At 62.0% G+C, this 25121-nt stretch carries 20 protein-coding genes; 14 read left to right on the top strand and 6 right to left on the bottom strand.

Translation table 11 applies throughout. The features are described 5' to 3' along the window. Nucleotides 1-91: 91 nt before the first annotated feature. Nucleotides 92-631: a sugar transferase gene (locus MESAU_RS24470; RefSeq protein ID WP_015318705.1), complete on the top strand. Its 540-nt coding sequence runs from the start codon at nt 92-94 to the stop codon at nt 629-631. 41 nt (nt 632-672) lie between these two features. On the opposite strand, the gene MESAU_RS24465 is transcribed toward MESAU_RS24470, so the two are convergent. Then, nucleotides 673-1620 carry an NAD-dependent epimerase/dehydratase family protein gene (locus tag MESAU_RS24465; protein ID WP_015318704.1) on the bottom strand — a complete coding sequence of 316 codons (948 nt, stop codon included), beginning with the start codon at nt 1618-1620 and terminating at the stop codon, nt 673-675. Between the two features lie 17 nt (nt 1621-1637). Further along, entirely contained in the window at nt 1638-3005 is a 1368-nt protein-coding gene (locus tag MESAU_RS24460; protein WP_015318703.1) for an O-antigen ligase family protein, read from the bottom strand. A gap of 30 nt (nt 3006-3035) precedes the next feature. Between MESAU_RS24460 and MESAU_RS31315 the strand changes: the two genes are divergently transcribed. The 5 genes from MESAU_RS31315 to MESAU_RS24440 are packed head-to-tail and all read left to right on the top strand — an operon-like array spanning nt 3036 to nt 8446. Further along, nucleotides 3036-3425, top strand: a complete 390-nt coding sequence (locus MESAU_RS31315) for a hypothetical protein (RefSeq protein ID WP_157163665.1) — start codon at nt 3036-3038, stop codon at nt 3423-3425. 44 nt (nt 3426-3469) lie between these two features. Continuing rightward, nucleotides 3470-4375 (top strand): sulfate adenylyltransferase subunit CysD, encoded by a 906-nt coding sequence (gene cysD / locus MESAU_RS24455; RefSeq protein ID WP_015318702.1) that lies wholly within the window; start codon nt 3470-3472, stop codon nt 4373-4375. Nucleotides 4376-4377: 2 nt separating this feature from the next. Continuing rightward, on the top strand, nt 4378-6315 hold the full coding sequence (gene cysN, locus MESAU_RS24450; protein ID WP_015318701.1) for a sulfate adenylyltransferase subunit CysN: 1938 nt from the start codon (nt 4378-4380) through the stop codon (nt 6313-6315). A 10-nt stretch (nt 6316-6325) separates the two neighbouring features. Further along, entirely contained in the window at nt 6326-7129 is an 804-nt protein-coding gene (gene cysQ / locus MESAU_RS24445) for a 3'(2'),5'-bisphosphate nucleotidase CysQ (RefSeq protein ID WP_041163886.1), read from the top strand. Between the two features lie 54 nt (nt 7130-7183). Continuing rightward, the gene (locus tag MESAU_RS24440) at nt 7184-8446 is read left to right on the top strand and encodes an O-antigen ligase family protein (RefSeq protein WP_015318699.1); all 1263 of its coding nucleotides are present in this window, start codon (nt 7184-7186) and stop codon (nt 8444-8446) included. 74 nt (nt 8447-8520) lie between these two features. On the opposite strand, the gene MESAU_RS24435 is transcribed toward MESAU_RS24440, so the two are convergent. The 4 genes from MESAU_RS24435 to MESAU_RS24420 form a co-directional block, all read right to left on the bottom strand. After that, a complete protein-coding gene (locus MESAU_RS24435; protein ID WP_015318698.1) occupies nt 8521-9663 on the bottom strand; it encodes a DegT/DnrJ/EryC1/StrS family aminotransferase in 1143 nt (380 codons plus the stop codon). A 229-nt stretch (nt 9664-9892) separates the two neighbouring features. Then, nucleotides 9893-10816, bottom strand: coding sequence for a carbohydrate kinase family protein (locus MESAU_RS24430; protein WP_015318697.1), 924 nt, complete (start codon nt 10814-10816; stop codon nt 9893-9895). Then, nucleotides 10813-11259 carry an RbsD/FucU family protein gene (locus tag MESAU_RS24425; protein WP_015318696.1) on the bottom strand — a complete coding sequence of 149 codons (447 nt, stop codon included), beginning with the start codon at nt 11257-11259 and terminating at the stop codon, nt 10813-10815. Before MESAU_RS24425 ends, MESAU_RS24430 begins: the two co-directional genes overlap by 4 nt. Before the next feature lies 1 nt (nt 11260). Next, nucleotides 11261-12487, bottom strand: coding sequence for an ROK family transcriptional regulator (locus tag MESAU_RS24420; RefSeq protein WP_015318695.1), 1227 nt, complete (start codon nt 12485-12487; stop codon nt 11261-11263). Between the two features lie 267 nt (nt 12488-12754). Between MESAU_RS24420 and MESAU_RS24415 the strand changes: the two genes are divergently transcribed. From MESAU_RS24415 to MESAU_RS24380, 8 genes are all read left to right on the top strand, one after another. After that, a complete protein-coding gene (locus MESAU_RS24415) occupies nt 12755-13732 on the top strand; it encodes a sugar ABC transporter substrate-binding protein (protein ID WP_411969383.1) in 978 nt (325 codons plus the stop codon). 159 nt (nt 13733-13891) lie between these two features. Further along, on the top strand, nt 13892-14953 hold the full coding sequence (locus MESAU_RS24410) for an ABC transporter permease (protein WP_015318693.1): 1062 nt from the start codon (nt 13892-13894) through the stop codon (nt 14951-14953). Continuing rightward, nucleotides 14950-15732 (top strand): ATP-binding cassette domain-containing protein, encoded by a 783-nt coding sequence (locus MESAU_RS24405; RefSeq protein ID WP_015318692.1) that lies wholly within the window; start codon nt 14950-14952, stop codon nt 15730-15732. The genes MESAU_RS24410 and MESAU_RS24405 overlap by 4 nt, the downstream gene beginning before the upstream one ends. Before the next feature lie 133 nt (nt 15733-15865). Continuing rightward, complete coding sequence (locus tag MESAU_RS24400; RefSeq protein WP_015318691.1) at nt 15866-18328, top strand: glycogen/starch/alpha-glucan phosphorylase; 2463 nt, start codon at nt 15866-15868, stop codon at nt 18326-18328. 71 nt (nt 18329-18399) lie between these two features. Further along, entirely contained in the window at nt 18400-20613 is a 2214-nt protein-coding gene (glgB, locus tag MESAU_RS24395; RefSeq protein WP_015318690.1) for a 1,4-alpha-glucan branching protein GlgB, read from the top strand. A gap of 51 nt (nt 20614-20664) precedes the next feature. Continuing rightward, entirely contained in the window at nt 20665-21930 is a 1266-nt protein-coding gene (gene glgC / locus MESAU_RS24390) for a glucose-1-phosphate adenylyltransferase (RefSeq protein WP_015318689.1), read from the top strand. Between the two features lie 102 nt (nt 21931-22032). Next, nucleotides 22033-23478 (top strand): glycogen synthase GlgA, encoded by a 1446-nt coding sequence (gene glgA / locus MESAU_RS24385; RefSeq protein WP_015318688.1) that lies wholly within the window; start codon nt 22033-22035, stop codon nt 23476-23478. A gap of 3 nt (nt 23479-23481) precedes the next feature. Beyond that, complete coding sequence (locus MESAU_RS24380; protein WP_015318687.1) at nt 23482-25110, top strand: alpha-D-glucose phosphate-specific phosphoglucomutase; 1629 nt, start codon at nt 23482-23484, stop codon at nt 25108-25110. Nucleotides 25111-25121: the final 11 nt, after the last annotated feature.

Here is a 25121-nt window from a genome sequence, read left to right as displayed (position 1 = left end):
TGGGAAGGCGACCTCGTGCTACGCCGGCCGGATTGACGGGCATCGCTGGCGGTTATCGCGTAGAGCCCTGGCAGGGAGCCCTATCGGCCACATGAAGACAGCCAAGAAAATCTTCGATCTCGCCGGTGCGGCTGTGCTGCTGGTGGCAACCTCTCCCATTCTATTGCTGGCCATTGTCGCCGTCCGGGTATCCTCGCCCGGTCCGGTGATTTTTTCACAAACGCGGATTGGCCGCGAAGGTGTGCTTTTTCGCTGCCACAAGTTGCGGACGATGTACCAGGGAACGCCATCCTTGCCCTCGCATGAAACCCCGGTGAGCGCCGTGACATCGGTTGGAAGGGGCTTGCGGAAATTCAAGCTCGACGAGTTGCCGCAGCTGTGGAATGTCCTGCGCGGCGAAATGAGCCTGGTCGGGCCGCGTCCTTGCCTGCCGACCCAGACGGAACTGATCGAATGCCGCAGGCGGCTGGGCGTTTTGCAGGCTTTGCCCGGGATGACAGGCTTGGCCCAGATCAGGGGCATCGACATGTCGAACCCGCAACTTCTGGCCGAAACCGATGCCACCTATCTCAGGAGCGCGTCGTTCTGGCTCGACCTTCGGATCCTGTTTGGAACACTTTATCGCGGCTGAGCAGCCCCGCTCCAGAAGCGGAACCGGTCTTTGGGCCGGGATCAAACAGGACGTCGGGGGTTTCGGAGCCGCGCTATCTCGGTCAGCCGCTCCAGCGTGCTGGGTTCCGGCGCCCAGCCTTCCGAGACAAGCAGCGACGGGTCGCATATTTGCGTCGCCGTCAGGCTGTCCCAGAACATCCGCTTGCCAAGCAGTGTGGCGGCTGTCCGCATCGGTCCAGCCGGCACGGTCATCAGGCGCGTCGGCCTCCGCAAGCCGCGGCGAAAGGCACCGATGACGGCAGCGACGGACACCGGCGGCTCGTCGCTGGCGAGATAGATCGGACGAAGTGGCTCGGAATGGCAAAGCAGATGCCACACCGCCCGTGCCGCGGATTGCGATGATAGCAGCGAGCGGTTCGCCGTCAATGCGCCCGTTGGCATCGGCAGAGCCGTATCGGCGAGCCGCATCAGCGTCGCCAGGTTTCCTTTCATCCCGATCCCGTAGACTGGAGGCAGCCGCAATATGGCCGCGTCGGCACGGCCATGCGAGGCATAGGCGCCCAACACGGCGATTTCTGCTTCACGTTTCGAGCGCCCGTAGGCGTCTTGTGGGTCGGGGATCGTGTTTTCGTCGATGGTTGCGCTGGCACGCGCGCCGATCACGGCCCGGATCGAGGAAAGATGAATGAACCGTCCGCTTGCCTGCGTGGCGGCGGCATGCGCCAGACGTGCGCTCAATTGCGCATTGGCTGCCCGAAAATCAGCTTCGGCGGCATTGCCCTGATCATTGTTCAGACCCGCGCAATGGACGACATCCGTAACATCCCTGGTCAGCGCCAGGAAAGCCTCGGCAGGTGCATCGTACCCCGGCATCTGCATCGTGTCGGGCCCGGCATCAAGTCTCTCCGGCTGACGGGAGGCAAGGCGAAGTTCGACACCGGCCTCACGAAGCCGATGGACCACCTGGCGGCCGATGAAACCCGTCGCGCCCGTAACCAGGACTTTCATTGTCTTGCCAGGACCGGCTATCGGGCGGCTGGCGGAGGTGCCAGGTCTGATGGAATGGCTTCCGTCACCAGTGGAACGGTTTGGCTTTTCGGTGGTGACGTCGCCTGGGCTCCCACCACTGGTGGAAGGGCTTGCCTTTCCACCAACGCGGCCTGGCGGCCACAGGCAAGATATGTTCCCGACACCAGGAAGACCATAAAGACCGAGTCAAGAATGTCATGGCCGATCAGGATGCCCGTCATGCCGGCAGTCAGGTAGGTGATCACGACGGCGACGATCATGGTGGCGCCGAACCGTTCGATCGGATCGGTGCTGTCACGGAGGACCAGGGCTGCATTTCTGACGGCAGCCACAAAGATCGCCGCCAGCGTCACCGCACCCAAGATTCCCGCTTGTACCAAGGCGGTCAGGAAGCCGTTGTGGAAATGACTGAAACCTGCATCCATCCCGAACTGATCCTGAAAGCCCTGCTTGATCAAGAGCCGGGTGGCACCCACCCCATGTCCAAACAATGGCATCTCATGAAATGCCTTCAGGCCGATATCCCAAAGCGCGACGCGTAGTCCCAAAGCAGTCGTGTGGTCACCATGGGCCGCCAGCGCATCCCAGTCGGAGTGCAGAAATGCGACGCGCCCCGCTATCGTCTGGAACCCGAAAAACGCGATAGCGACCGCAATCGCGGCCAGCAGCAAAAGCACGCGAACGGCATCTCTCCCTCTTAGCTTCTGCTGGTTGATCAACAGAACGGCGACACCGACAATCAGCAGTGCCAGCCAGACGATGCGCGTACCGGAGTAGATGATGGCGATCGTTCCGCCGAGTGCGGCGCAGGCGAGGGCGATCCTGTATTTCTCTATACCGGATAGGGCAGCGGCCACGCAGATCACCACCGCAAGGCAGAGGACCTCAGCAAAAACGATCGCATTCCCCGCCCCACCCTCGGCGCGCATACCAAGTCGATATTGCTGATAAACCGCCAGCAGCAGCGCTCCGAAACAAGCCGCCATGCTGGCCAACACAATGATGCGGACGAGCGTTGTTTTTTGCGTAGTGCTCCAGGTCGAATAGGAAATGGGAAAAAACAGAAAGGTGATCAGCGGGACAAGATGCCGTGCGTCCTTGACGATCGCGTGGTTGACGATGGACGCCAGGACATTGCTTGCGCAATAGGCGTAGATCGCGATCGTTAGCGCCATCATCGCCCGGTCGACATTGAAGTGCCTTCTCTTCAAGGCGATCAACAGGACGGACCATAGTCCGCCGCCGTTGAACACGAAGCTGACCGCCGATCCCAGGATCGGGGGAGAAAAGAAGCAGAGAATGGAGAAGTAGACATTGATCCGCGAAGGCGTGATTTGCTGCCTTATGAATGAAAGCCGGTTCAATTTCCGGACCCGCTATTCTCGAGAAAATTTATGCGGCACATCGTGTTCGGTGAAACCCCAACATGCTTACCTCGAAATTGCCCATTCATAATGCATCTTGCCCTCTCTCAAAAAGCGTATAGCGGCTGTGCCGCTGTTTCGATAGTGCGCCCTGATCGAAACCTGCGGTCGGCACCGGTTGACCCTGAAGCATCCCCAGCGATCTCGCAGGCAATATTTTTCCAGCCTTTTCACGGCTGGAAGCTCTCCAAGCAGAAATTTCCGGGTTTTGTCGCAACCGTGGAAAATTCATTCCCGAACGAATGGCTGTCGGGCTCGTCCTGCATTGTTCTGGGCCGCGACGATCTGCTAGAACGCCCGCACGAAACACTTGTCCAGAAGCGAAGCTTTGAACCGGGCGCAAAAGGCTCGATGATTTGACGCAGGATCTTCTGTTGCAAGGCATGAGAGAACGCTCACGGTCCATGATACCAGCGCTTACGCATCTGCAGCGGCTTGAAGCCGAGTCCATTCACATATTCCGCGAGGTCGCGGCAGCCTTCACCAAGCCGGTCATGCTCTATTCCGTCGGCAAGGATTCGTCGGTGCTGATGCATCTGGCGATGAAGGCGTTCTATCCGGCCAAGCCGCCATTCCCGTTTCTTCACGTCGACACCACCTGGAAATTTCGCGAGATGATCGCATTTCGCGATCAGATGGCGAAGAAGCTGGGTTTCGATCTTCTGGTTCATGTCAACGAAGATGGCGTGCGCGACAACATCAATCCGTTCGATCACGGCTCGAACACCCACACTCATGTGATGAAAACCGTGGCGCTGCGCCAGGCGCTCGACAAATACGGCTTCGACGCTGCCTTTGGCGGCGCCCGTCGCGACGAGGAAAAGTCGCGCGCCAAGGAGCGCATCTTCTCTTTCCGCAACGCCCAGCATGTGTGGGATCCGAAGAACCAGCGGCCCGAAATGTGGAAGATCTTCAACACACGTATCGCGCAGGGTGAATCGATCCGCGTCTTCCCGCTGTCGAACTGGACCGAGCTCGACATCTGGCAGTACATTCTGCAGGAAAACATCCCGATCGTGCCGCTCTATTTCGCCAAGCGGCGGCCGGTTGTCGAACGCGATGGCATGCTGATCCTCAAGGATGATGATCGCATGAAGCTACTGCCCGGCGAGGTCGTGGAGGACAGGTTGGTGCGATTCCGTACGCTTGGCTGTTATCCGCTGACCGGCGCCATCGAATCCGACGCCGACACACTTGAAGCCATCGTTGGCGAGATGCTGACGGCACGCACCTCCGAACGGCAGGGTCGGTTGATCGACCGCGATGAAGCCGGTTCGATGGAAAAGAAGAAGCGCGAGGGGTATTTCTGACCATGCGCCACATCATGGCAAAGAGCCTCGCTCCAACGGACGGCGTCCGCGATTATCTGGCCGCGCAGGAGAAGAAGTCGCTGCTGCGCTTCCTGACCTGCGGTTCGGTGGATGATGGCAAGTCGACGTTGATCGGACGCCTGCTCTCCGACACCAAGCAGATTTTCGAGGACCAGCTCGCCGCGCTTGAACGCGATTCGCGCAAGCATGGCACGACGGGCGACGACGTCGACTTCGCGCTGTTGGTCGACGGCCTCGAGGCGGAGCGCGAGCAAGGCATTACCATCGACGTCGCCTACCGCTTCTTTGCCACGCCGAAGCGCAAGTTCATCGTCGCCGACACGCCCGGCCACGAGCAATATACCCGCAACATGGCGACAGGCGCTTCGACCGCCGACCTGGCGATCGTGCTGATCGATGCCCGGCAGGGGGTGCTGCGCCAGACGCGGCGCCATTCGATCATCGCCTCGTTGCTCGGCATCCGCCACATCGTCCTGGCGGTCAACAAGATCGATCTCGTCGGTTTTGACCAGGCGGTCTTCAACAGGATCGTCGAGGACTACCGGCAGTTCTCACGCGATCTCGGCTTCCAGACCATCGCGCCGATCCCGATGTCGGCCCGCTACGGCGACAATGTCAGCGGCCGCTCCGAAAACACGCATTGGTATTCCGGCCCGACATTGATCGAGCATCTCGAAACCGTCTCCGTCGACGAAGCCACGGCCGAGCTGCCGTTCCGCTTTCCGGTTCAGTACGTCAATCGCCCCAATCTCGATTTTCGCGGTTTTGCCGGCACCATCGCGTCGGGTATGATTGCGCAAGACGACGAGGTCGTGGTCGCCAAGTCGGGCAAGTCCTCGCATGTCAAACGCATCGTCGCCTATGGCGGCGATCTCAAACAGGCGGTGGCCGGCCAGGCCATCACGCTCGTTCTCGACGACGAGGTCGAGGTTTCCAGGGGCAACATGCTGGTTTCGCCGTCCGCACGGCCGCAGGTCGCCGACCAGTTCGCCGCCAACATAGTCTGGTTCGACGAGCATGCGCTGTTGCCGGGCCGTTCCTATATCCTGCGCACCGAGACCGATCAGACCAGCGCCACCGTCACCGACTTGAAGTACCGCATCAATGTCAACGACTTTGCGCATGAGGCGGCCAAGTCGCTTGAAATGAATGAAGTCGGTATCTGCAACATTTCGACCCGGGCGCCGATTGCCTTCGATCCGTTTGGCGAGAACCGGACCACTGGCGCCTTTATCCTGATCGATCGCATCAGCAACGCCACGGTTGGCGCAGGCATGATCGTGCACTCGCTGCGCCGCGCCGAAAACATCCATTGGCAATCGCTCGATGTCGGCAAGCGAGTGCGTTCCGACATGAAAAACCAGCGGCCCGCCGTGTTCTGGTTCACGGGGCTTTCGGGCTCCGGCAAGTCGACCATCGCCAACCTGTTCGAGAAGAAGCTTTTCGCTACTGGGCGTCATACCTACATTCTCGATGGCGACAATGTCCGCCACGGTCTCAACCGCGACCTTGGATTCACCGATGTCGATCGCGTCGAGAACATTCGCCGCGTCGCCGAAGTGGCCAAGCTGATGGCCGACGCCGGGCTGATCGTCATTGTCTCCTTCATTTCCCCGTTCAGCGCCGAGCGGCGGATGGCCAGGGAATTGATGGCCGATGGCGAGTTCATCGAGGTGTTTGTCGATACGCCTTTCGAGGAATGCGCCAGGCGTGATCCGAAGGGCCTCTATGCCCGCGCGCTGAATGGCGAGATCAAGAATTTCACCGGCGTCGATTCGCCTTACGAAGCACCGGAGAAACCGGAGATCCATCTGAAGACGCTCGGCAGATCGGCTGAAGAGATGGTAGATGCCCTGGAACACTGGCTGAACGAGCGGGACATTGCCGAAGACCAATATGACAATGGCGGCGGCATCTGACGACACGTCGATGCTTGAAATCTTCGAGCGGCTGGCGCTAGCCGCCGGGCGCGAGGTGATGCGCGTATTCCACGCCGGCTGCGCGGTCGACCGCAAGTCGGACGCCTCGCCGGTCACCGAGGCGGACCGCGAGAGCGAGAAGATCATTCTTGCAGGCCTGCGCGCCGCATTCCCCGATATTCCGTGCGTGGCCGAGGAGGAAGCGGCGGCCGGCATCATGCCGGGCGAACTTGGCGAGACCTTCTTCCTCATTGATCCGCTTGATGGCACCAAGGAATTCGTCAACCGGCGCACCGACTTCACCGTCAATATCGCGCTTGTCCGCCATGGTGTGCCGGAAGTCGGCGTTGTCTTCGCACCCTGCAGCGGCCGGTTTTTTTCCGGGCGACCGGGCAGGGCGGAAGCCCTCGAAGTCGATGGCGACTACCACATCGTTTCCCGCCGGCCGATTTCGGTGAGAACGGCCGCGACGCCGCTGGCCGTGGTTGCCAGCCGCTCGCACAACACGCCGGAAACCGAAGCCTATATTCGCGACCTTGGTGCCGCCGAGATCGTCTCGGTCGGTTCGTCACTGAAATTCTGCCTCCTCGCCAATGCCGAGGCGGATGTTTATCCGCGCTTCGGTCGCACCATGGAATGGGACACCGCTGCGGGTGACGCGGTGCTGCGTGCCGCCGGCGGCACGACGCGGACGCTGGACGGCAAGCCCTTAACCTATGGCAAGCGCAACCAGGCCGATGACGCGGACTTCGCCAATCCGCATTTCATCGCCAGCGGCGAGGCTGCAATCCAGGGACGTATCGGACGTAGGTGAAAAGCCCTCGTCGATGGCCTATCCTTTGTCGACGTCCCCTGAGTCGGTAAGTGAATGTCCTTGTTTCAGAAATGCCATGCCGTCATTTTGGGCGGCTTTCCCGCATGGACCAGCAATCGTGATGAAATAGTCTTCAGGATGTTGCTGGGCCTCTACGCCCTCTCTCCCGCCCTTTTCGCCTTCGTCGAAATGTCCCCAACGGTCTTAACGCTTGTCGGGGCACTCATGGGCGCTCTCGCCCTTTTGACGAAGCGTGCGCGTTTTGCCAGAGGCACGATAGGCCTTGCAATTGCTCTCGCTCTCTTGTCAGGCTTTGTCCTTGCGAGCGCCCTGTGGTCGGTCGATGCGAGCCGCTCTCTCATGGCGGCGAGGGACGTGTTTGGCTACTCGATCGCCGCTATCCTGCTGTTTCAGGGCATCCTCGCGCTTGCGAGCGCTCAGCGCGAGCGGCTCGCGCGGGTGTCATTGGCCGGCATGTTGATCGGCGTCGTATCGGTGATGGGCTGGGAACTGTATTTTGCGTTTCTGACCGAAGATCCACGCTTTGTGGAGAACGTTTTCACCCTCCATAAGATCACGGTGTACGGAGCTTTTTTTGCCGTCATATTTCTTGCCCAGCCGAGGCTGGTCTGGAAAGGGCTTGCGGCTCTCTTTGCCGTTCTGACATTGCTCTACGGCCGATCGACCGGCGTCAATCTGGCGATTGTCCTCGTGGCGGTGATGTTTGTCATGCCCGCGAAATACCGCCAGCACGTTTTGGTTGGATTTTTCGCCGTCTATTTGTCTCTTGCCCTGATTGCCCCCTTCGTCGTCGCGCCGCTGTTCGCCTACCTCAAAACAACGGGATGGCTGGCTTTCTATCCAGGAACCTTCGCAGCGCGGCTTGATCTATGGCAGATGATTTCGCCCCGCATCGCGGACCAGCCGATCCTCGGCCATGGCGCCAATACGATCAGAAACGCGGCCGGGGTTGTCGTGAGTCCGACATATTATGCGCAGGCGGATCTCCCAAGCGCACATAATATCGTATTCGATTTGTGGTACGAACTGGGAGCGCTGGGCATCATCGTGTATGGGGTGCTCCTGGCGGCGATCATAAGAATGATCGGTGGTTTGAGCGGCCCCTGCCATTTCATAGCCAGCTCCTACCTGATCATAGCTGTCGTCGAACTCTCGGTCGACCATCGGATCTGGTTGTCATGGGTGCTGGGCATTTTGGTCTTCGCCGCGGGGATCTGCATAGTGCAGTGCCGTTCCATGACCCGATCGGGAATGGAAGACGGGACCACAAGACACGCGGCGGCCTTCTCAAAATAACGGGCGAAGCGCACGGCCTGCGCCGTCGTCGCTCTATGCCAAGGAAGTGTCGGTCGGGTGTCCGTGCCCAACGCCTATTCGGCCGCGGCCTGCGCCGAGTTCGAGCCGATATAATTGCGGATCGTTTCGATGATCCGGTCCTGGTCGGCCTCGCTGAGATAGGGGTGCATCGGCAGGCACAGGATGCGTTTCGGCAGGTCCTCCGAAACGGCAAGGCCGGTCGGCGTGCGCGGGTAGTCGCGATAGGCGATCTGCTCATGCAGCGGCTTGACGTAGTAGATGACGGACGGAATGCCCTTTTCGCTCAAATGCGCTTTAAGCCCGTCGCGTTTCGGCGTTTCGATCGCATATTGCGCCCAGGCCGAGCGGCTGCCACCCAGGTTGCGGGCTGCGGTGACGATGTCACCAAGGCCTTCAGCGTAGCGTTGGGCCACCACCTGCCGCGCCACCATCTCTTCCTCGAGGATGGCGAGCTTCTCGAGCAGGATCGCCGCCTGCAGCGTGTCGAGCCGTGAATTGATGCCGACGCGGATGTTGTCGTACTGCGTCTCGCCCTTGCCGTGGAAGGCGAAGGATCTGAGCGCGTCGGCCAGCGCGTCATCATTGGTGAACATCGCGCCGCCGTCGCCATAGCAGCCAAGCGGCTTGGCCGGATAGAAGCTGGTCGAGCCGACATGGCCCAACGCGCCGCACATCCTGCCTTCGAGCGAGCCCCCCATGGACTGGGCTGCGTCCTCGATCACCAATAAGCCTTCGCGATTGGCAATAGTCATGAGCGCCTCATAGTCGGCGGCAAGACCGAACAGGTCGACGGGGATGATCGCCTTAGGCTTCAGTCGACCTTCCTTCTTGATGGCCGCGATCGCCGCCTCGAGGCTGGCGATGTCGATGTTGTAGGTTGTCGGATCGACATCGACGAAAACCGGCTCGGCCTTGGCCAGCGCCACCACTTCCGCCGTGGCGGCGAAGGTGAAGCTCGGCACGAACACCGCGTCACCCGGGCCGATGCCGGCGGCGAACAGCGGCAAAAGCAGTGCGTCGGTGCCGTTGGCGCAGGCAATCACATGCTTGACGCCGACATAGGCGGCGAGCTTCTTCTCGAATTCGGCGACCTGCGGGCCAAGGATGTAGCGGCCATCCTCGACCACGTGGTCGATCGCGGCTTTCAGCCGGTCGCGGATTCGTTCGCGCTGCGCGCCAAGATCGATGAATTGCATGTCGGCCTCAATACCTGCCAATAACCGGCCCGCTGGTACCAGACTTGGCGCGGCTGAAAAAGCCGGCTGCGGATCGGGGACTTGGTGCAAGTGTCGCAGCCCGTTACCACGTTTTGCCGGCATATTGTCCCACAAAGCCGGGAATCCGGGCTTGGCGGTGCAATTCAGCCCGTTCTTATCGAGGTTTTCCGGCGCCTGGAAACATAAAGTGATCGCGCTGGAGAGCCGATCAGCCGATCTCGTGCCGCCACGGGGGATTGGCGCCGGCTCGTGATACCGTCACTGCCGCCGCCTTGGCGCCGAGCGCCAATGCTTTGCGGATGGCGTCTTCGGACAGGCTGGAAATCGCCGCCTTCGTCAACAGGCCTTGCTCATGCAGGGAGGCAAGGATGCCGGCGTTGAACGTGTCTCCGGCGCCGACGGTGTCCACCACCTTCACTGTCTCCGGCATGACGGTGACACGATGCTGTTTGCTATAGCCAACGGCACCCTCGCTGCCATGCGTGACGACGATCAGCTTCGGGCCGCGGTCGAGCCAATTGCGCACGACATCCTCGTGCGAGCCGGCTTCGCCGAACCAGTGGAGATCTTCGTCCGACAGTTTGACGATGTCGGCCATCGCCATCATCTCCCGGATGCGCCTGAGGTGCTTGGCCTTGTCGGGAATGAAGTTCGGCCGGATGTTGGGATCGAGCATCATTACGCGAGCCTCATGCTCGCGCTGCATGAATTCCTCATAGGCCGACCCAGCCGGCTCCGAGATCAGGCTGATGGCGCCGAACAGCATCGCCTCGATCTCGCTGCCGAGTTGCGGCAGGTCTTCGATGGTCAGCATGCGCCCGGCCGTGTTCTCGTCATAGAAGGTGTAGGTCGCCTGGCCATTGTTCAGCCGCACGAAGGCCAGGGTCGTCGGTCGGGGCGAGGTGTGCGCGTAGGTGGAACTGACCTTGCTCGCCCCCAACGCGTCCCTGAACTGACCGCCGAACAGGTCCGACGACAGGCCCGAGAAGAAGCCGGCCGGCGCGCCCAAGCGGCCGAGCGCGATCGCTGTGTTGAAGACAGCGCCGCCGACATAGGGGGCAAAAGCCGGCTCATTCTCCGTAGTGGTGCGCGGCAGCATGTCGATCAGGGCTTCGCCGCAGCAGAGGATCATGGCTTCTCGGTCTCCGGCGGATAGATCACGCCCTTGCGGATGATGATATTGGCGTAAAGCCGCGGCTCGCTTGTCGCGACGATGGCATGCGCCGATTTGACCCGTGCATAGAAGTCGGCGCCGGCCAGTGCAACCACCTTGCGGCCCGGCGCGCGTTTGGCGCAGATCGCCTCCATTTCACGATGGACGGGGTCGGCAAGCGACGGATCGCCTTTCACCGAGGCGCGAAACAGCGCCTCCGGCACGACATCGTCGACCGGAAGCAGCGTCAGTATCGCGTCGAGTACGGGCATGAGGGCGTGGCCATCGGTCCTGATGAGGCGCCTTGCCTGCTCCTGTGCCGGATAGTTCCCGTCGACCACGGCAATCTCGTCACCATGGCCCATGGCGCGCAACGTCGCCAGAAGCTCTGGACCAAGCAGCGCCGGAATCCCGATCAGCATTTCACGCGCCCCTGGAGATCGTCGTCGAACCGATCAGGAAGCGTTCGGAAAGCGGCAGGCTGGCGCCGCCGAGCGCCCGGGCATGGATACCCACGCTTCCCTCGCGGACGGCCGGAAGTTTCAGCCCTTCGCCGTCGATCGCGCCGATTGCCGTCACGACCGCCTCGACCAGCCTCTGGCGCACGGCCTTCGGCATCCAGCCGTCGATCACCGCGGCTTCGAAATCGATGACCGAGGACGCTGCCACGATGGCGTAGGCGAGCGCCTGCGAGGCGCTGGCGATCCACTCGTCCAGCGCGGCGCCGATCTCCCCCCAATCCTCGGGTGAGGTCCACAGATACGAGGCCTCGACGCCACGCGCGTTGAGTGTTTTTTCGAGCATGGCGATCGAGGCCACGTCGATCAGCTGGGTCGGTTTTCCATCCGGCCCCGGCACAGGCATTGAGCCGAGCGCGCCGGCATTGCCGGTCGGCCCGCCAAACAGCCGGCCGTTGAGCACGATGCCGCCGCCAGCAAAGGCGCCGATGTAGAAATAGACGAAATCCCGCGCCGCGCCCGTCTGGCCAAAGACCAGTTCGGCGCCGCAGGCGGAGGTGGCATCGTTCTGCAGATAGACCGGAAAATCGCATTGCGCCTGGATGTCGGTCCTGATGTCACGATGGCGCCATTCGTCCATCACGTCGCGCGGCGCGCCGGCGGTGTCGGCCCAGTTCCAGAGCTCGAAAGGCATGGCGATGCCAAGTCCGGCGATGCGCTTGTCCTGTGCCGGCGTCAGCTCGCCGCGCATCGCCTTCATGCCTGACGTGACGAACTCGACCGTCTCGCGTGGGGCAGGGTAGCGGTAGGAATGCTGCAGCATCGCGCGCACCTGTCCGAGGAAATCGATCAGCACGAGTTCGGCGCTGCGGCGGCCGATCTTGAGGCCGATGAAGAAGGCGCCTTCGGGGTTGAGTGCCATGGGGATCGAGGGCTGGCCGATCTTGCCGCGCAACGGCGCCTGGCGCACGAGCAAGCTTTCTTCCTCCAGTTCGCGCATGATGACCGAGACCGTCTGCGCCGAAAGTCCGGTCATGCGGGCAATGTCGGACTTCGCCAGACTGCCGTGCTGGCGCACCAGCGAAAGCACCAGGCGCTCGTTGTGGTCGCGCATGCCACTCTGGTTGGTGCCGCGGTGAATAAGGCTCTCGTTCGCTTCGGGCGAACCATGCCTCGCAGTGGCCGTCTCCACCCTGTTCCTCCCGTCCTTTCCCCACAATGCTTTTGGGTCAGAATGAGTGAACGACGCAAGGCTGTCAATAATAAATAAGAGTGATTTAATTATTGACAGATGCGCTGGCGTGGTGTTCCTTGAGGGAGCATCCGCGCTGGGAGAAGTCGCCTGGATGCCGTGCGGGTGCCGGTTGGCCGGCATTCGAAAATGTTCCACTGGGAGGAAATCGTGACCAATACAAAATTGTTGAAGTCCACCGTTTTCGCGGCGGCCGCGCTGGGTCTGATGGCGTTCGCTTCGTCTGCGTCCGCGGCCGGCGTCGGCGCCTGCCTGATCACCAAGACCGACACCAATCCGTTCTTCGTCAAGATGAAGGAGGGCGCGACCGCCAAGGCCAAGGAACTTGGTGTCGATCTCAAGACCTATGCGGGCAAGATCGACGGTGACAGCGAGAGCCAGGTGGCGGCGATCGAAAGCTGCATCGCCGACGGCGCCAAGGGCATTTTGATCACCGCGTCCGACACCAAGGGCATCGTACCGACGGTGAAGAAGGCGCGCGATGCGGGCCTGCTGGTGATTGCGCTGGACACGCCGCTCGATCCGATCGACGCCGCCGACGCGACCTTCGCCACCGACAATCTGGAGGCCGGCAAGCTGATCGGCGCCTGGGCCGCCGCCACGCTCGGTGACAAGGCCAAGGACGCCAAGATCGGCTTCCTCGACCTGACACCCTCGCAGCCGACCGTGGACGTTCTGCGCGACCAGGGCTTCATGATGGGCTACGGCATCGACGTGAAGGACCCCAACAAGATCGGCGATGAGACCGATCCGCGCATCGTTGGCCATGATGTGACGAACGGTAACGAGGAAGGCGGCCGCAAGGCGATGGAAAACCTTCTGCAGAAGGACAACACCATCACCGTCATCCACACCATCAATGAGCCGGCCGCGGTCGGTGCCTACCAGGCGCTCAAGGCTGTCGGCCTCGAAAGCCAGGTGCTGATCGTCTCGGTCGACGGCGGTTGCCCCGGCGTGAAGTCGGTCGCCGAAGGCGTCATCGGCGCCACCTCGCAGCAATATCCGCTGCAGATGGCCGCACTTGGCATCGAGGCGATCGCCGCTTTCGCCAAGGACGGCACCAAGCCGAAGCCGACCGAGGGCAAGAACTTCTTCGACACCGGCGTCAACCTCGTCACCGACAAGCCGGCGACGGGCGTCAAGTCCATCGACACCAAGGAAGGCCTCGCCAAGTGCTGGGGCTGATACTGCCCTGACCGGCAACGGAACCGATGCGACCGGGGGGACTTGATCCCCGGTCGCATCGGGTGGACGATGCATCACTGTAAACGCGAATAATCCCGGCGACAGACCGGAAGGCGTGGACGGCGTCAGCGTGTGGCTGAAGCCCTACGGGGAGGAAACATGGCTCAAGCTCAGGAATTCGAGAAGGTTCTCTCGGCCAGCGATACAAGTGTAGCCGCTTTTGACGAGCACAAATCAGCCGTCAAGCGCATCCAGCATTTTCTGCATTCGACGCCGGCGGCGGTGCCGCTGATCGTGCTGCTTCTGTCGATCGTCATCTTCGGCATCACGATCGGCGGGCGGTTCTTCTCGTCCTACACGCTGACACTGATCCTGCAGCAGATCGCCATCGTCGGCATTCTCGGCGCCGCGCAGACACTGGTCATCCTGACCGCCGGCATCGACCTGTCGATCGGGGTGATCATGGTGATTTCGGCCGTGATCATGGGCAATTGCGCGGTCAGCTACGGCATGCCGAGCGTGCTCGCCGTGGCGATCGGGCTTGCCGCCGGTGCGGCTTGCGGGCTGCTGAACGGGCTGCTGGTCGCCTATATGAAGCTGCCGCCCTTCATCGTGACGCTTGGCACCTGGAACATCGTCATGGCCACGAACTTCATCTATTCGGCCAATGAGACGATCCGCGACACCGACGTCGACAACCAGGCACCGCTGCTGCACCTGTTTGCCCTGAGCTTCAAGGTCGGCACGGCCGTGCTGACGCTCGGCGTCATCGCCACGGTCGTGCTCGTGCTGGTTCTTTGGTACGTGCTCAACCACACCGCATGGGGCCGTCACGTCTACGCCGTCGGCGACGACCAGGAGGCGGCGAAGCTGTCGGGTATCCAGACCAAGAAGGTGCTGATGACGGTTTACACCCTTGCCGGGCTGATCGCCGCTTTCGCGGCCTGGGTCTCCATCGGCCGCAACGGCTCGATCTCGCCGTCCGCCGCTGTTACCGACTACAATCTGCAGGCGATCACCGCGACCGTGATCGGCGGTATTTCTCTCTTCGGCGGCCGCGGCTCCATCCTCGGCACGCTGTTCGGCGCGATGATCGTCGGCGTCGTCTCGATGGGCCTCAACATGCTCGGCGCCGATCCGCAATGGAAAGTGCTGCTTACCGGCGTGCTGATCATCGGCGCCGTCGCCATCGACCAATGGATCAGAAAGGTTTCGGCATGACCCAGGAACCCATCCTCACCGCACGCGGCCTGGTCAAGCGCTATGGCCGCGTCACCGCTCTCGACAATGCCGATTTCGACCTTTACCCCGGCGAAATCCTTGCCGTCATCGGCGACAACGGCGCCGGCAAGTCGTCGCTCATCAAGGCGATTTCCGGCGCGGCCGTGCCGGACGAAGGCGAAATCCGGCTTGAAGGCAAACCCGTCTCCTTCAAGTCGCCCATGGAAGCCCGTGAAGCCGGCATCGAAACTGTCTACCAGAACCTGGCCTTGTCGCCGGCGCTTTCGATTGCCGACAATATGTTCCTTGGCCGCGAGATCCGCAAACCCGGCTTCGTCGGCCAGTGGCTTCGCATGCTGGACCGTCCGGCAATGGAAAAGCGTGCCCGCGACAAGCTCACCGAACTAGGCTTGATGACCATCCAGAACATCAGCCAGGCGGTGGAGACCCTGTCGGGCGGCCAACGCCAGGGCGTGGCTGTGGCCCGCGCCGCCGCCTTCGGGTCGAAAATGGTCATCATGGACGAGCCGACGGCGGCGCTCGGCGTCAAGGAGAGCCGCCGCGTGCTTGAACTGATCCTCGACGTGAAGAAGCGCGGCCTGCCGATCGTGCTCATCTCGCACAACATGCCACACGTCTTCGAGGTGGCGGACCGTATCCACATCCACCGTCTGGGCCGTCGACTGTGCGTCATCGACCCCAAGCAATATACGATGTCCGACGCCGTTGCCTTCATGACCGGGGCAAAAACACCCCCGGAGGCGGCATTGGCGGCCTGACTGCCAACTTGCCGCAGGGTAAGTAGATGACGGCGTTCTCTAAATCGATTGAAAAGATGTTGCAATCCACTAGGGTGGGCTGGGAGAAACGGTGAAAGCCGGTATGATCAGGCCAAACCGAACGAGAGGCGATATGACATCCGCCATGACGATCGAAGCCCCCGCTCTCGACAATCCCGATCCCAAGACGCTTGCTGAAGAAGTCTTGATGTCGCTCAAGTACCGGGTCGGCAAGGACACCACCGTCGCGACCCAGTACGACTGGCTGACCGCCACGATCAAGGTCGTGCGCGACCGCGTCGTCGACCATTGGATGCAGGCGACCAAGGAAGCCTACGACCAACAGGAAAAGCGCGTTTATTACCTGTCGCTCGAATTCCTGATTGGGCGTCTGATGCGCGACGCCTTTTCCAACCTCGGCCTGATGGAGAACATGCGTGAGGCGCTGTCGTCGCTCGGCGTCGATCTCGACCTGATCGCGGCGCTGGAACCGGACGCGGCCCTCGGCAATGGCGGCCTTGGCCGGCTCGCCGCCTGCTTCATGGAAAGCATGGCCACCGTCGACATCCCCGCGCATGGCTACGGCATCCGCTATGCCAACGGCATGTTCCGTCAGGAAATCCACGATGGCTGGCAGGTCGAGTTGCCCGAGACCTGGCTTGACCACGGCAACCCCTGGGAATTCGAGCGGCGCGAGCGCTCCTTCGAAGTCGGTTTCGGTGGTTCGGTCGAATCGATCACCTCGAAGGACGGCCGCCTCGAACGCCATGTCTGGAAGCCGAGGGAGCATGTGCTTGCGGTCGCCTATGACACGCCCGTGGCTGGCTGGCGGGCCAAGCGCGTCAACACGCTGCGCCTTTGGTCCGGCATGCCGATCGACCCGATCCGGCTCGACAAGTTCAACGCCGGCGACCACATCGGGGCGCTGGCCGAAAGCAACAAGGCCGATGCACTGTCGCGGGTGCTCTATCCAGCCGATTCCCACATGGCCGGCCAGGAACTCAGGCTTCGCCAGGAATACTTCTTCTCCACCGCTTCGCTGCAGGACATCCTGCAGCGCCATCTCAGCCAATATGGCGATCTCAAGTCTCTGCCCGACAAGGCGGCGATCCACCTCAACGACACCCATCCGGCGATCGCCGTGCCCGAGCTGATGCGGCTCTTGATGGATGTCCATGGCATGGATTTCGATCTCGCCTGGGATGTCACCAAGCGCACCTTCGGCTACACCAACCACACGCTGTTGCCAGAGGCACTGGAAAGCTGGCCCGTGCCGCTGTTCGAGAGGCTTTTGCCCCGCCACATGCAGATCGTCTACGCCATCAACGCGCAGGTGCTGCTCGAAGCCCGCGCCACCGATCAGTTCTCGGACGAGCAGATCAGCCGTATCTCGCTTATCCAGGAGAATGGCGACCGCAGGGTGCGCATGGGCAATTTGGCCTTTGTCGGCTCGCATTCGATCAACGGCGTGTCGGCGCTGCACACCGAGTTGATGAAGGAGACAGTCTTCGCCGACCTCCACAAACTTTATCCCGATCGCATCAACAACAAGACCAACGGCATCACGCCGCGGCGCTGGCTCATCCAGTGCAATCCAGGCCTCACCGCGCTTGCCCGCGAGGCGATCGGCGACCGCTTCATGGATGACATCGAAGCGATCAAGGGGCTCGATCCCTTAGCCGACGACACCGCCTTTCGCGAAAAATTCGCCGCGGTGAAACGCCAGAACAAGGTGAGGCTTGCCAATCTGGTCGCCGATCGCCTTGGCATCAAGCTCGACCCTTCGGCGCTCTTCGACATTCAGGTCAAGCGTATCCACGAATACAAGCGCCAGCTGCTCAACATCCTCGAAGCGATCGCGCTCTATGACCAGATCCGTTCGCATCCCGAACGCGACTGGATGCCACGCGTGAAATTCTTCGGCGGCAAGGCCGCGCCCAGCTACCATAACGCCAAGCTGATCATCAAACTGGCCAACGACGTCGCCAGGGTGATCAACAGCGACCCTTCGGTGCGCGGCCTGCTGAAGGTCGTGTTCGTGCCGAACTACAATGTCAGCCTGGCCGAGGTGCTGATGCCAGCCGCCGATCTTTCCGAGCAGATCTCGACCGCCGGCATGGAAGCCTCCGGCACGGGCAACATGAAGTTCGCGCTGAACGGCGCGCTGACCATCGGCACGCTCGACGGCGCCAATGTCGAGATCAAGGAGCATGTCGGCGACGACAACATCTTCATCTTCGGCCTCACCACCGAAGAAGTCGCCGAGCGGCGCAACAATGGCTACAATCCGCGCGGCGTGATCGAGGCATCCCCTGAACTGGCGCAGGCGGTTGCGGCCGTTTCATCGGGCGTCTTCTCGCCCGATGATCCCAATCGCTACCGCGACCTCATCAATGGCCTCTATGACAGCGACTGGTTCATGGTCGCGGCGGATTTCGACGCCTATGCCGCCTGCCAGCGCGAGGTGGACGCTGTCTGGCGCAACAGCCCGGACTGGTACGCGCGCGCCATCCGCAACGTCGCGCGCGTCGGCTGGTTCTCCTCCGATCGCACGATCCGTCAATATGCGAAAGAAATCTGGAACGTACCCGTCTGATATGATTGCATAAGGCCACGAACGATGGCCGCAAAAACAAACACTTGGTGCCCGGGGAGGGCGACCGCCTGATGAGGAAGCCGCGCGCGACCGCTGCGACAAGCGGGCCGGACGGACTGGCGCCAGCCAGCGATGTCGAGGCGATTGTCGCCGGTACGCACGGCAATCCCTTTGCGGTTCTCGGTGTCCAGGAGGCCGGCAAGAGCCTGTTCGCACGCTGCTTCGTTCCGCACGCGCAGTCGGTTACGGCCTACACCCTGACCGGCGTCGAGGTCGGCGAATTGACCAGGCGCGACGAGGCCGGTTTCTTCGAAGGCAAGCTGTCGATCAAGAAGCGCCAGCCGCTGCGCTACCACGCCCGCAATGCCGGCGGCGACTGGTGGCTGACCGACCCCTATTCGTTCGGTCCGGTACTCGGGCCGATGGACGATTACTACATCGCCGAGGGTTCGCATCTCAGGCTGTTCGACAAGCTTGGCGCGCATGTCATCGAGCACGAAGGCGCGTCCGGCGTGCATTTCGCCGTATGGGCCCCAAATGCCAGGCGCGTTTCGGTGGTCGGTGACTTCAACGACTGGGACGGCCGCCAGCATACGATGCGCGACCGTCGCGACACCGGCATCTGGGAGCTGTTCATTCCCGATATCGGTGCCGGCCGGCCCTATAAATATGAAATCATCGGTCCCGATGGCGTGAGGTTGCCGCTGAAAGCCGATCCGTTCGCCTTCAAATCAGAACTGCGCCCGGCCACCGCCTCGGTGACCGCGATGCCGCCGGCGCATGCATGGGGTGACGAGGCGCATCGCAATTTCTGGCGCAACGCCGACCCTCGCCGCGAGGCCATCTCGATCTACGAGGTCCACGCCGGGTCCTGGCAGCTTGGCGATGACGGCTCCTTCCTGTCATGGGATGAACTGGCCGACCGGCTGATCCCCTATGTGATCGAGACCGGTTTCACCCATATTGAATTCCTGCCGATCTCCGAGCATCCCTATGACCCCTCCTGGGGTTACCAGACAACCGGCCTCTACGCGCCATCGGCCCGCTTCGGCGATCCGGACGGCTTTGCCCGCTTTGTCGACGGCGCCCACCGTGCCGGCGTCGGCGTCATCCTCGACTGGGTGCCGGCGCATTTTCCTGTCGACGAGCACGGTCTGGTCCATTTCGACGGCACCGCGCTCTACGAGCATGCCGACCCACGCAAGGGCTTCCATCCGGACTGGAACACCGCGATCTACAATTTCGGCCGCCGCGAGGTGGTGTCGTTCCTGGTCAACAACGCGCTGTTCTGGGCCGAAAAATACCATGTCGACGGTCTTCGCGTCGACGCGGTCGCCTCGATGCTCTACCTCGACTATTCGCGCAAGGCCGGCGAGTGGATCCCCAATGAGAAGGGTGGGCGCGAAAACCTCGAGGCGGTCAGCTTCCTGCAGAAGATGAACAAGGAGGTGTACGGCCACCATCCAGGCGTCATGACCATCGCCGAGGAATCGACCTCATGGCCAAAGGTCTCGGCGCCTGTCCATGAAGGCGGGCTGGGCTTCGGCTTCAAATGGAACATGGGCTTCATGCACGACACGCTGGAGTATTTTTCCAAGGAGCCGATTTTCCGCAAGCATCACCACAACGAGCTGACCTTCGGCCTGACCTACGCCTTCTCGGAGAATTTCGTGCTGCCGCTCTCGCATGACGAGGTCGTGCACGGCAAAGGCACGCTGCTGGGCAAGATGGCCGGCGACGACTGGCAGAAATTCGCGACCTTGCGTGCCTATTACGGCTTCATGTGGGGTTATCCCGGCAAGAAGCTGCTGTTCATGGGCCAGGAATTCGCGCAGCGCCGCGAATGGAGCGAAGCGCGCGCGCTTGATTGGGACCTGCTCGATTTCCGCCCGCATCGCGGGGTCTGGCAGACGGTGCGCGACCTCAACTATCTCTATCGTTCACGCCCGGCCCTGCATGGCCGCGACTGCGAGCCGGAAGGGTTTTCCTGGCTGATCGTCGACGACAGCCAGAATTCGGTTTTCGCCTGGGTGCGCAGCGCTCCCGGCGGCGATCCGGTCGCCGTCATCTCCAATTTCACACCGGTGCCGCGCGACAATTATCGTGTGCCGCTGCCGAAGGCCGGCAAGTGGCGCGAGATCATCAACACCGACGCTTCCGAATATGGCGGTTCCGGCATGGGCAATGGCGGCATGGTCGAGGCAAGGGCGGAGGGCAAGGGCATCTCGGCAACGATGCTCCTGCCTCCGCTGTCGACGATCATGCTTGAACTCGCTGCCGACTGAACTCGTTAAGGCTGGTTAGCGCATCGATACGAGTAACTTGGGAGGGTATAAATGGCAGACTTGAAGAGAACCCAGCCGCTGGCCCGCGACGCCATGGCCTACGTGTTGGCCGGCGGGCGCGGCAGCCGCCTCAAGGAACTGACCGACCGGCGCGCCAAGCCCGCGGTCTATTTCGGCGGCAAGACGCGCATCATCGATTTCGCGCTCTCCAATGCGCTCAACTCCGGCATCCGCCGCCTCGGCGTCGCCACCCAATACAAGGCGCATTCGCTGATCCGCCACCTGCAGCGCGGCTGGAACTTCCTGCGGCCCGAACGAAACGAGAGTTTTGACATCCTGCCGGCCAGCCAGCGTGTGTCGGAAACGCAGTGGTATGAAGGCACGGCGGACGCCGTCTACCAGAACATCGATATCATCGAGGCCTATGGCCCGGAATACATGGTAATCCTGGCCGGCGATCACATCTACAAGATGGACTACGAGATGATGCTGCGCCAGCATGTCGATGCCGGCGCCGATGTCACGGTCGGCTGCCTCGAAGTGCCGCGCATGGAGGCGACCGGCTTCGGCGTCATGCATGTCGATGCCAAGGACAACATCATCGCCTTCGTCGAAAAACCCGCTGACCCGCCCGGCATTCCGGGTAACCCGGAATTCGCCTTGGCCTCGATGGGCATCTACGTCTTCAAGACCAAGTTCCTGATGGAGCAACTGCGCCGCGATGCCGCCGAGCCGGGCTCCAGCCGCGACTTCGGCAAGGACATCATCCCCTATATCGTCACGCACGGTAAGGCGATCGCGCACCGCTTCACCAAGTCCTGCGTGCGTTCGACCGCCGAAAACGAGGCCTACTGGCGCGATGTCGGCACGGTTGATGCTTATTGGGAGGCCAACATCGACCTGACCGACGTGACGCCCGAACTCGACCTCTACGACCGCGATTGGCCGATCTGGACCTATGCCGAACTGAAGCCGCCGGCAAAGTTCGTGCATGACGAGGACGGCAGGCGCGGTTCCGCCATTTCGTCACTGGTGTCGGGCGATTGCATCGTCTCGGGCGCTTCGCTGAAGAAAAGCCTGATCTTCACCGGCGCGCGCATCAATTCCTATTCGACGCTGGAAGAGGTTGTCATGCTGCCCGACGTTCATGTCGGCCGGAACGCAAAGTTGAAGCGCGTCGTCATCGACCACGGCGTAAGGATACCCGAAGGGCTGGTGGTCGGCGAGGATCCCGTCCTCGACGCCAAGCGCTTCCGGGTTTCGGAAAAGGGTATCTGCCTGATCACACAGGACATGATCAACAAGTTGTCAACCTGAACAGGTGATCAACAGGCTGTCACTTTAGGGTGTTTTGTGCATGTCGTGGTCCAAACCGCACACGGTTTGGGCGGCATGGATGGGAAGCGGATCGTTAAGCGCATGCAGGTTCTGTCGGTCACTCCCGAAATCTTCCCGCTGATCAAGACAGGCGGGCTTGCCGATGTAACCGGCGCGCTGCCCATTGCGCTCGCGGCGAAGGGCGTGGCCATGCGTACGCTCGTTCCGGGCTTTCCCGTGGTGATGGGCGCCTTCAAGAAAAAGAAGGCCGTCTATCAGTATCCCCTACTGCAAGGCGGCAAGGCGTCGGTCCATGCCGTCCAGGTCGCCGGGCTCGATTTGTTCGTGCTCGACGCGCCGCATCTGTTCGACCGCCCCGGCGGCCCCTATGGTAACGCCTCGGGCGCGGACTGGCCGGACAATTGGCGGCGCTTCGCGGCGCTGAGCCAGGCCGGCGCCGATATCGCCGGGGGCGCCATCTCGGGCTACCTCCCCGACATCGTCCATGCCCATGACTGGCAGTCGGCGATGACGCTGGCCTATATGCGCTATGGCAAGGCGGTCGGCACCCCATCCATGATGACCGTCCACAATCTCGCCTTCCAGGGCCAGTTCGGGGCCGGTATCTTCGGCGAGCTCGGCCTGCCTGCCGCGGCGATGGCGCTTGACGGCGTCGAATATTATGGCGGCGTCGGCTTCCTTAAGGCTGGCCTGCAGGCCGCCTGGGCGATCACCACGGTGAGCCCGACCTATGCGCAGGAGATACGTTCGCCGGAATTCGGCATGGGCCTCGACGGCCTTATCAACATGCGTTCCAGCGATCTCCATGGCATCGTCAACGGCATCGACACCGCCATCTGGGATCCGGCAACCGACAAGCATCTGGTATCTACCTATACGGCCGAAACGTTGAAGGCCCGCGCGCCGAACAGGGCCGCGGTCGAGGACCGTTTCGGCCTCGACCGCGACGGCAGTCCGATTGTCTGCGTCGTCAGCCGCCTGACCTGGCAGAAGGGCATGGACATATTGGCGACGGTGGTCGACGGCATCGTCGCGACAGGCGCAAGGCTGGCCATCCTCGGCTCGGGCGACGCCGGCCTCGAAGGCGCGCTGCTGGCCGCGGCCGCACGCCATCGTGGCCGCATCGGCGTGGTCGTCGGCTATGACGAGGGGCTGTCGCACACCATGCAGGGCGGCTGCGACGCCATCGTCATCCCGTCGCGCTTCGAGCCTTGCGGGCTGACGCAGCTTTACGGCCTGCGCTATGGCTGCGTGCCGGTCGTCGCCCGCACCGGCGGCCTGGCGGACACCATCATCGATGCCAATGAAGCAGCGTTTGCCGCCGGCGTGGCGACCGGCTTCCAGTTTGCCCCCAACAATGGCGGCGCGCTGCTGCACGCGATCCGACGCCTGGCCGACGCCCACGCCAGTCCCGCAATCTTCGAAACCATCCAGCGCCAGGGCATGAAGACCGATGTGTCGTGGGATCGAAGCGCCGAAAAATACGTCGAACTCTATCGCCTGCTGCTTTCGAAAAGGGTTGCCTGAAGCATGATACGCACCGTTTCCACCAAGCCCTATTCCGACCAGAAGCCCGGCACGTCGGGCCTGCGCAAGAAGGTGCCAGTGTTCCAGCAGGAGCACTATGCCGAGAACTTCATCCAGTCGATTTTCGATGCACTCGACGGGTTCAAGGGCAAGACCCTGGTGATCGGCGGCGACGGCCGTTTCTATAACCGGGAGGTCATCCAGAAGGCCATTGCCATGGCGGCCGCCAATGGCTTCGGCAAGGTGATGGTCGGGCAGGGCGGCATCCTGTCGACGCCCGCGGCCTCGCATGTCATCCGCAAATACAAGACCTTCGGCGGCATCATCCTCTCGGCCAGCCACAATCCCGGCGGCCCGCACGAGGACTTCGGCATCAAGTACAATGCCGGCAATGGTGGCCCGGCGCCGGAAAAGCTGACTGACGCCATCTTTGCCAAGACCAAGACGATTTCGAGCTTCAAGATCGCCGACATCGACCCGATTGACATCGATACGGTCGCGACAGTCAAGGCTGCCGGCATGACCGTCGAGATCATCGATCCGGTTACCGACTATGCCGAGTTGATGGAGAGCCTGTTCGATTTCGATGCGCTGCGCAAACTGTTCAAGTCGGGCTTCCGCATGCGCTTCGACGCCATGCATGCGGTGACCGGGCCCTACGCCAAGGAAATCCTCGAACACCGCCTCGGCGCACCGAACGGCACCTGCCGCAATTTCAAGCCGCTGCCCGATTTCGGCGGTCATCACCCGGACCCCAACCTGGTCCATGCCAAGCACCTTTATGATGAGATGATGGGACCGGACGCGCCCGATTTCGGCGCCGCCTCCGATGGCGATGGAGACCGCAACCTGATCATCGGCAAGGGCATTTTCGTCACCCCTTCGGATTCGGTCGCCATGCTCGCCGCCAATGCCCGCCTGGCGCCGGGCTACAAGGATGGGCTGAAAGGCATCGCCCGTTCGATGCCGACCAGTGGCGCGGCCGACCGCGTCGCTCACAAGCTAGGTGTCGGGATTTACGAGACGCCGACCGGCTGGAAGTTCTTCGGCAATCTGCTCGACGCCGGCATGGCGACGATCTGCGGCGAGGAAAGTGCCGGCACCGGCTCCAACCATGTCCGCGAAAAGGACGGTCTGTGGGCGGTCCTCTTGTGGCTCAACGTCCTCGCCGCGCGCGGCGAAAGCTGCAAGCAGATCGTCACCGAGCATTGGGAGACCTATGGCCGGAACTACTACTCGCGCCATGATTACGAGGAGGTTGAGAGCGGCCGCGCCAATGCGCTGGTCGACGAACTCAGGGCCAAGCTCGGCTCGCTACCGGGCACCAGCGTGCGCGGCCTGAAGATCGCCAATGCCGATGATTTCGCCTACCACGACCCGGTCGACGGCTCGACCAGCGAGCACCAGGGCATAAGGGTGCTGTTCGAAGGCGGCTCGCGCGTGGTCTTTCGGCTTTCGGGCACCGGTACGTCTGGCGCGACCTTGCGCGTCTATATCGAGCGCTACGAGCCGGACAAGTCGAGGCACGACCTCGACACGCAGGAGGCGCTCGCCGACCTGATTTCGGCGGCCGACGACATTGCCGGGATCAAGAGCCACACCGGGCGCAACAAGCCGAGCGTCATTACTTGAGGGCGGTGGAG

The sequence above is a fragment of the Mesorhizobium australicum WSM2073 genome (assembly GCF_000230995.2).
Classification (GTDB): Bacteria; Pseudomonadota; Alphaproteobacteria; order Rhizobiales; family Rhizobiaceae; genus Mesorhizobium; species Mesorhizobium australicum.
This window is presented reverse-complemented; position numbering and strand designations above follow the sequence as displayed.

What these genes read in the sequence shown, in the direction of transcription:
- MESAU_RS24470 (WP_015318705.1), top strand. Translation starts at nt 92, where the DNA reads ATGAAGACAGCCAAGAAAATCTTCGATCTCGCCGGTGCGGCTGTGCTG.
- MESAU_RS24465 (WP_015318704.1), bottom strand. Translation starts at nt 1,620, where the DNA reads ATGAAAGTCCTGGTTACGGGCGCGACGGGTTTCATCGGCCGCCAGGTG.
- MESAU_RS31315 (WP_157163665.1), top strand. Translation starts at nt 3,036, where the DNA reads ATGCGGCACATCGTGTTCGGTGAAACCCCAACATGCTTACCTCGAAAT.
- cysD (WP_015318702.1), top strand. Translation starts at nt 3,470, where the DNA reads ATGATACCAGCGCTTACGCATCTGCAGCGGCTTGAAGCCGAGTCCATT.
- cysN (WP_015318701.1), top strand. Translation starts at nt 4,378, where the DNA reads ATGCGCCACATCATGGCAAAGAGCCTCGCTCCAACGGACGGCGTCCGC.
- cysQ (WP_041163886.1), top strand. Translation starts at nt 6,326, where the DNA reads ATGCTTGAAATCTTCGAGCGGCTGGCGCTAGCCGCCGGGCGCGAGGTG.
- MESAU_RS24440 (WP_015318699.1), top strand. Translation starts at nt 7,184, where the DNA reads ATGTCCTTGTTTCAGAAATGCCATGCCGTCATTTTGGGCGGCTTTCCC.
- MESAU_RS24435 (WP_015318698.1), bottom strand. Translation starts at nt 9,663, where the DNA reads ATGCAATTCATCGATCTTGGCGCGCAGCGCGAACGAATCCGCGACCGG.
- MESAU_RS24430 (WP_015318697.1), bottom strand. Translation starts at nt 10,816, where the DNA reads ATGATCCTCTGCTGCGGCGAAGCCCTGATCGACATGCTGCCGCGCACC.
- MESAU_RS24425 (WP_015318696.1), bottom strand. Translation starts at nt 11,259, where the DNA reads ATGCTGATCGGGATTCCGGCGCTGCTTGGTCCAGAGCTTCTGGCGACG.
- MESAU_RS24415 (WP_411969383.1), top strand. Translation starts at nt 12,755, where the DNA reads ATGGCGTTCGCTTCGTCTGCGTCCGCGGCCGGCGTCGGCGCCTGCCTG.
- MESAU_RS24410 (WP_015318693.1), top strand. Translation starts at nt 13,892, where the DNA reads ATGGCTCAAGCTCAGGAATTCGAGAAGGTTCTCTCGGCCAGCGATACA.
- MESAU_RS24405 (WP_015318692.1), top strand. Translation starts at nt 14,950, where the DNA reads ATGACCCAGGAACCCATCCTCACCGCACGCGGCCTGGTCAAGCGCTAT.
- MESAU_RS24400 (WP_015318691.1), top strand. Translation starts at nt 15,866, where the DNA reads ATGACATCCGCCATGACGATCGAAGCCCCCGCTCTCGACAATCCCGAT.
- glgB (WP_015318690.1), top strand. Translation starts at nt 18,400, where the DNA reads ATGAGGAAGCCGCGCGCGACCGCTGCGACAAGCGGGCCGGACGGACTG.
- glgC (WP_015318689.1), top strand. Translation starts at nt 20,665, where the DNA reads ATGGCAGACTTGAAGAGAACCCAGCCGCTGGCCCGCGACGCCATGGCC.
- glgA (WP_015318688.1), top strand. Translation starts at nt 22,033, where the DNA reads ATGCAGGTTCTGTCGGTCACTCCCGAAATCTTCCCGCTGATCAAGACA.
- MESAU_RS24380 (WP_015318687.1), top strand. Translation starts at nt 23,482, where the DNA reads ATGATACGCACCGTTTCCACCAAGCCCTATTCCGACCAGAAGCCCGGC.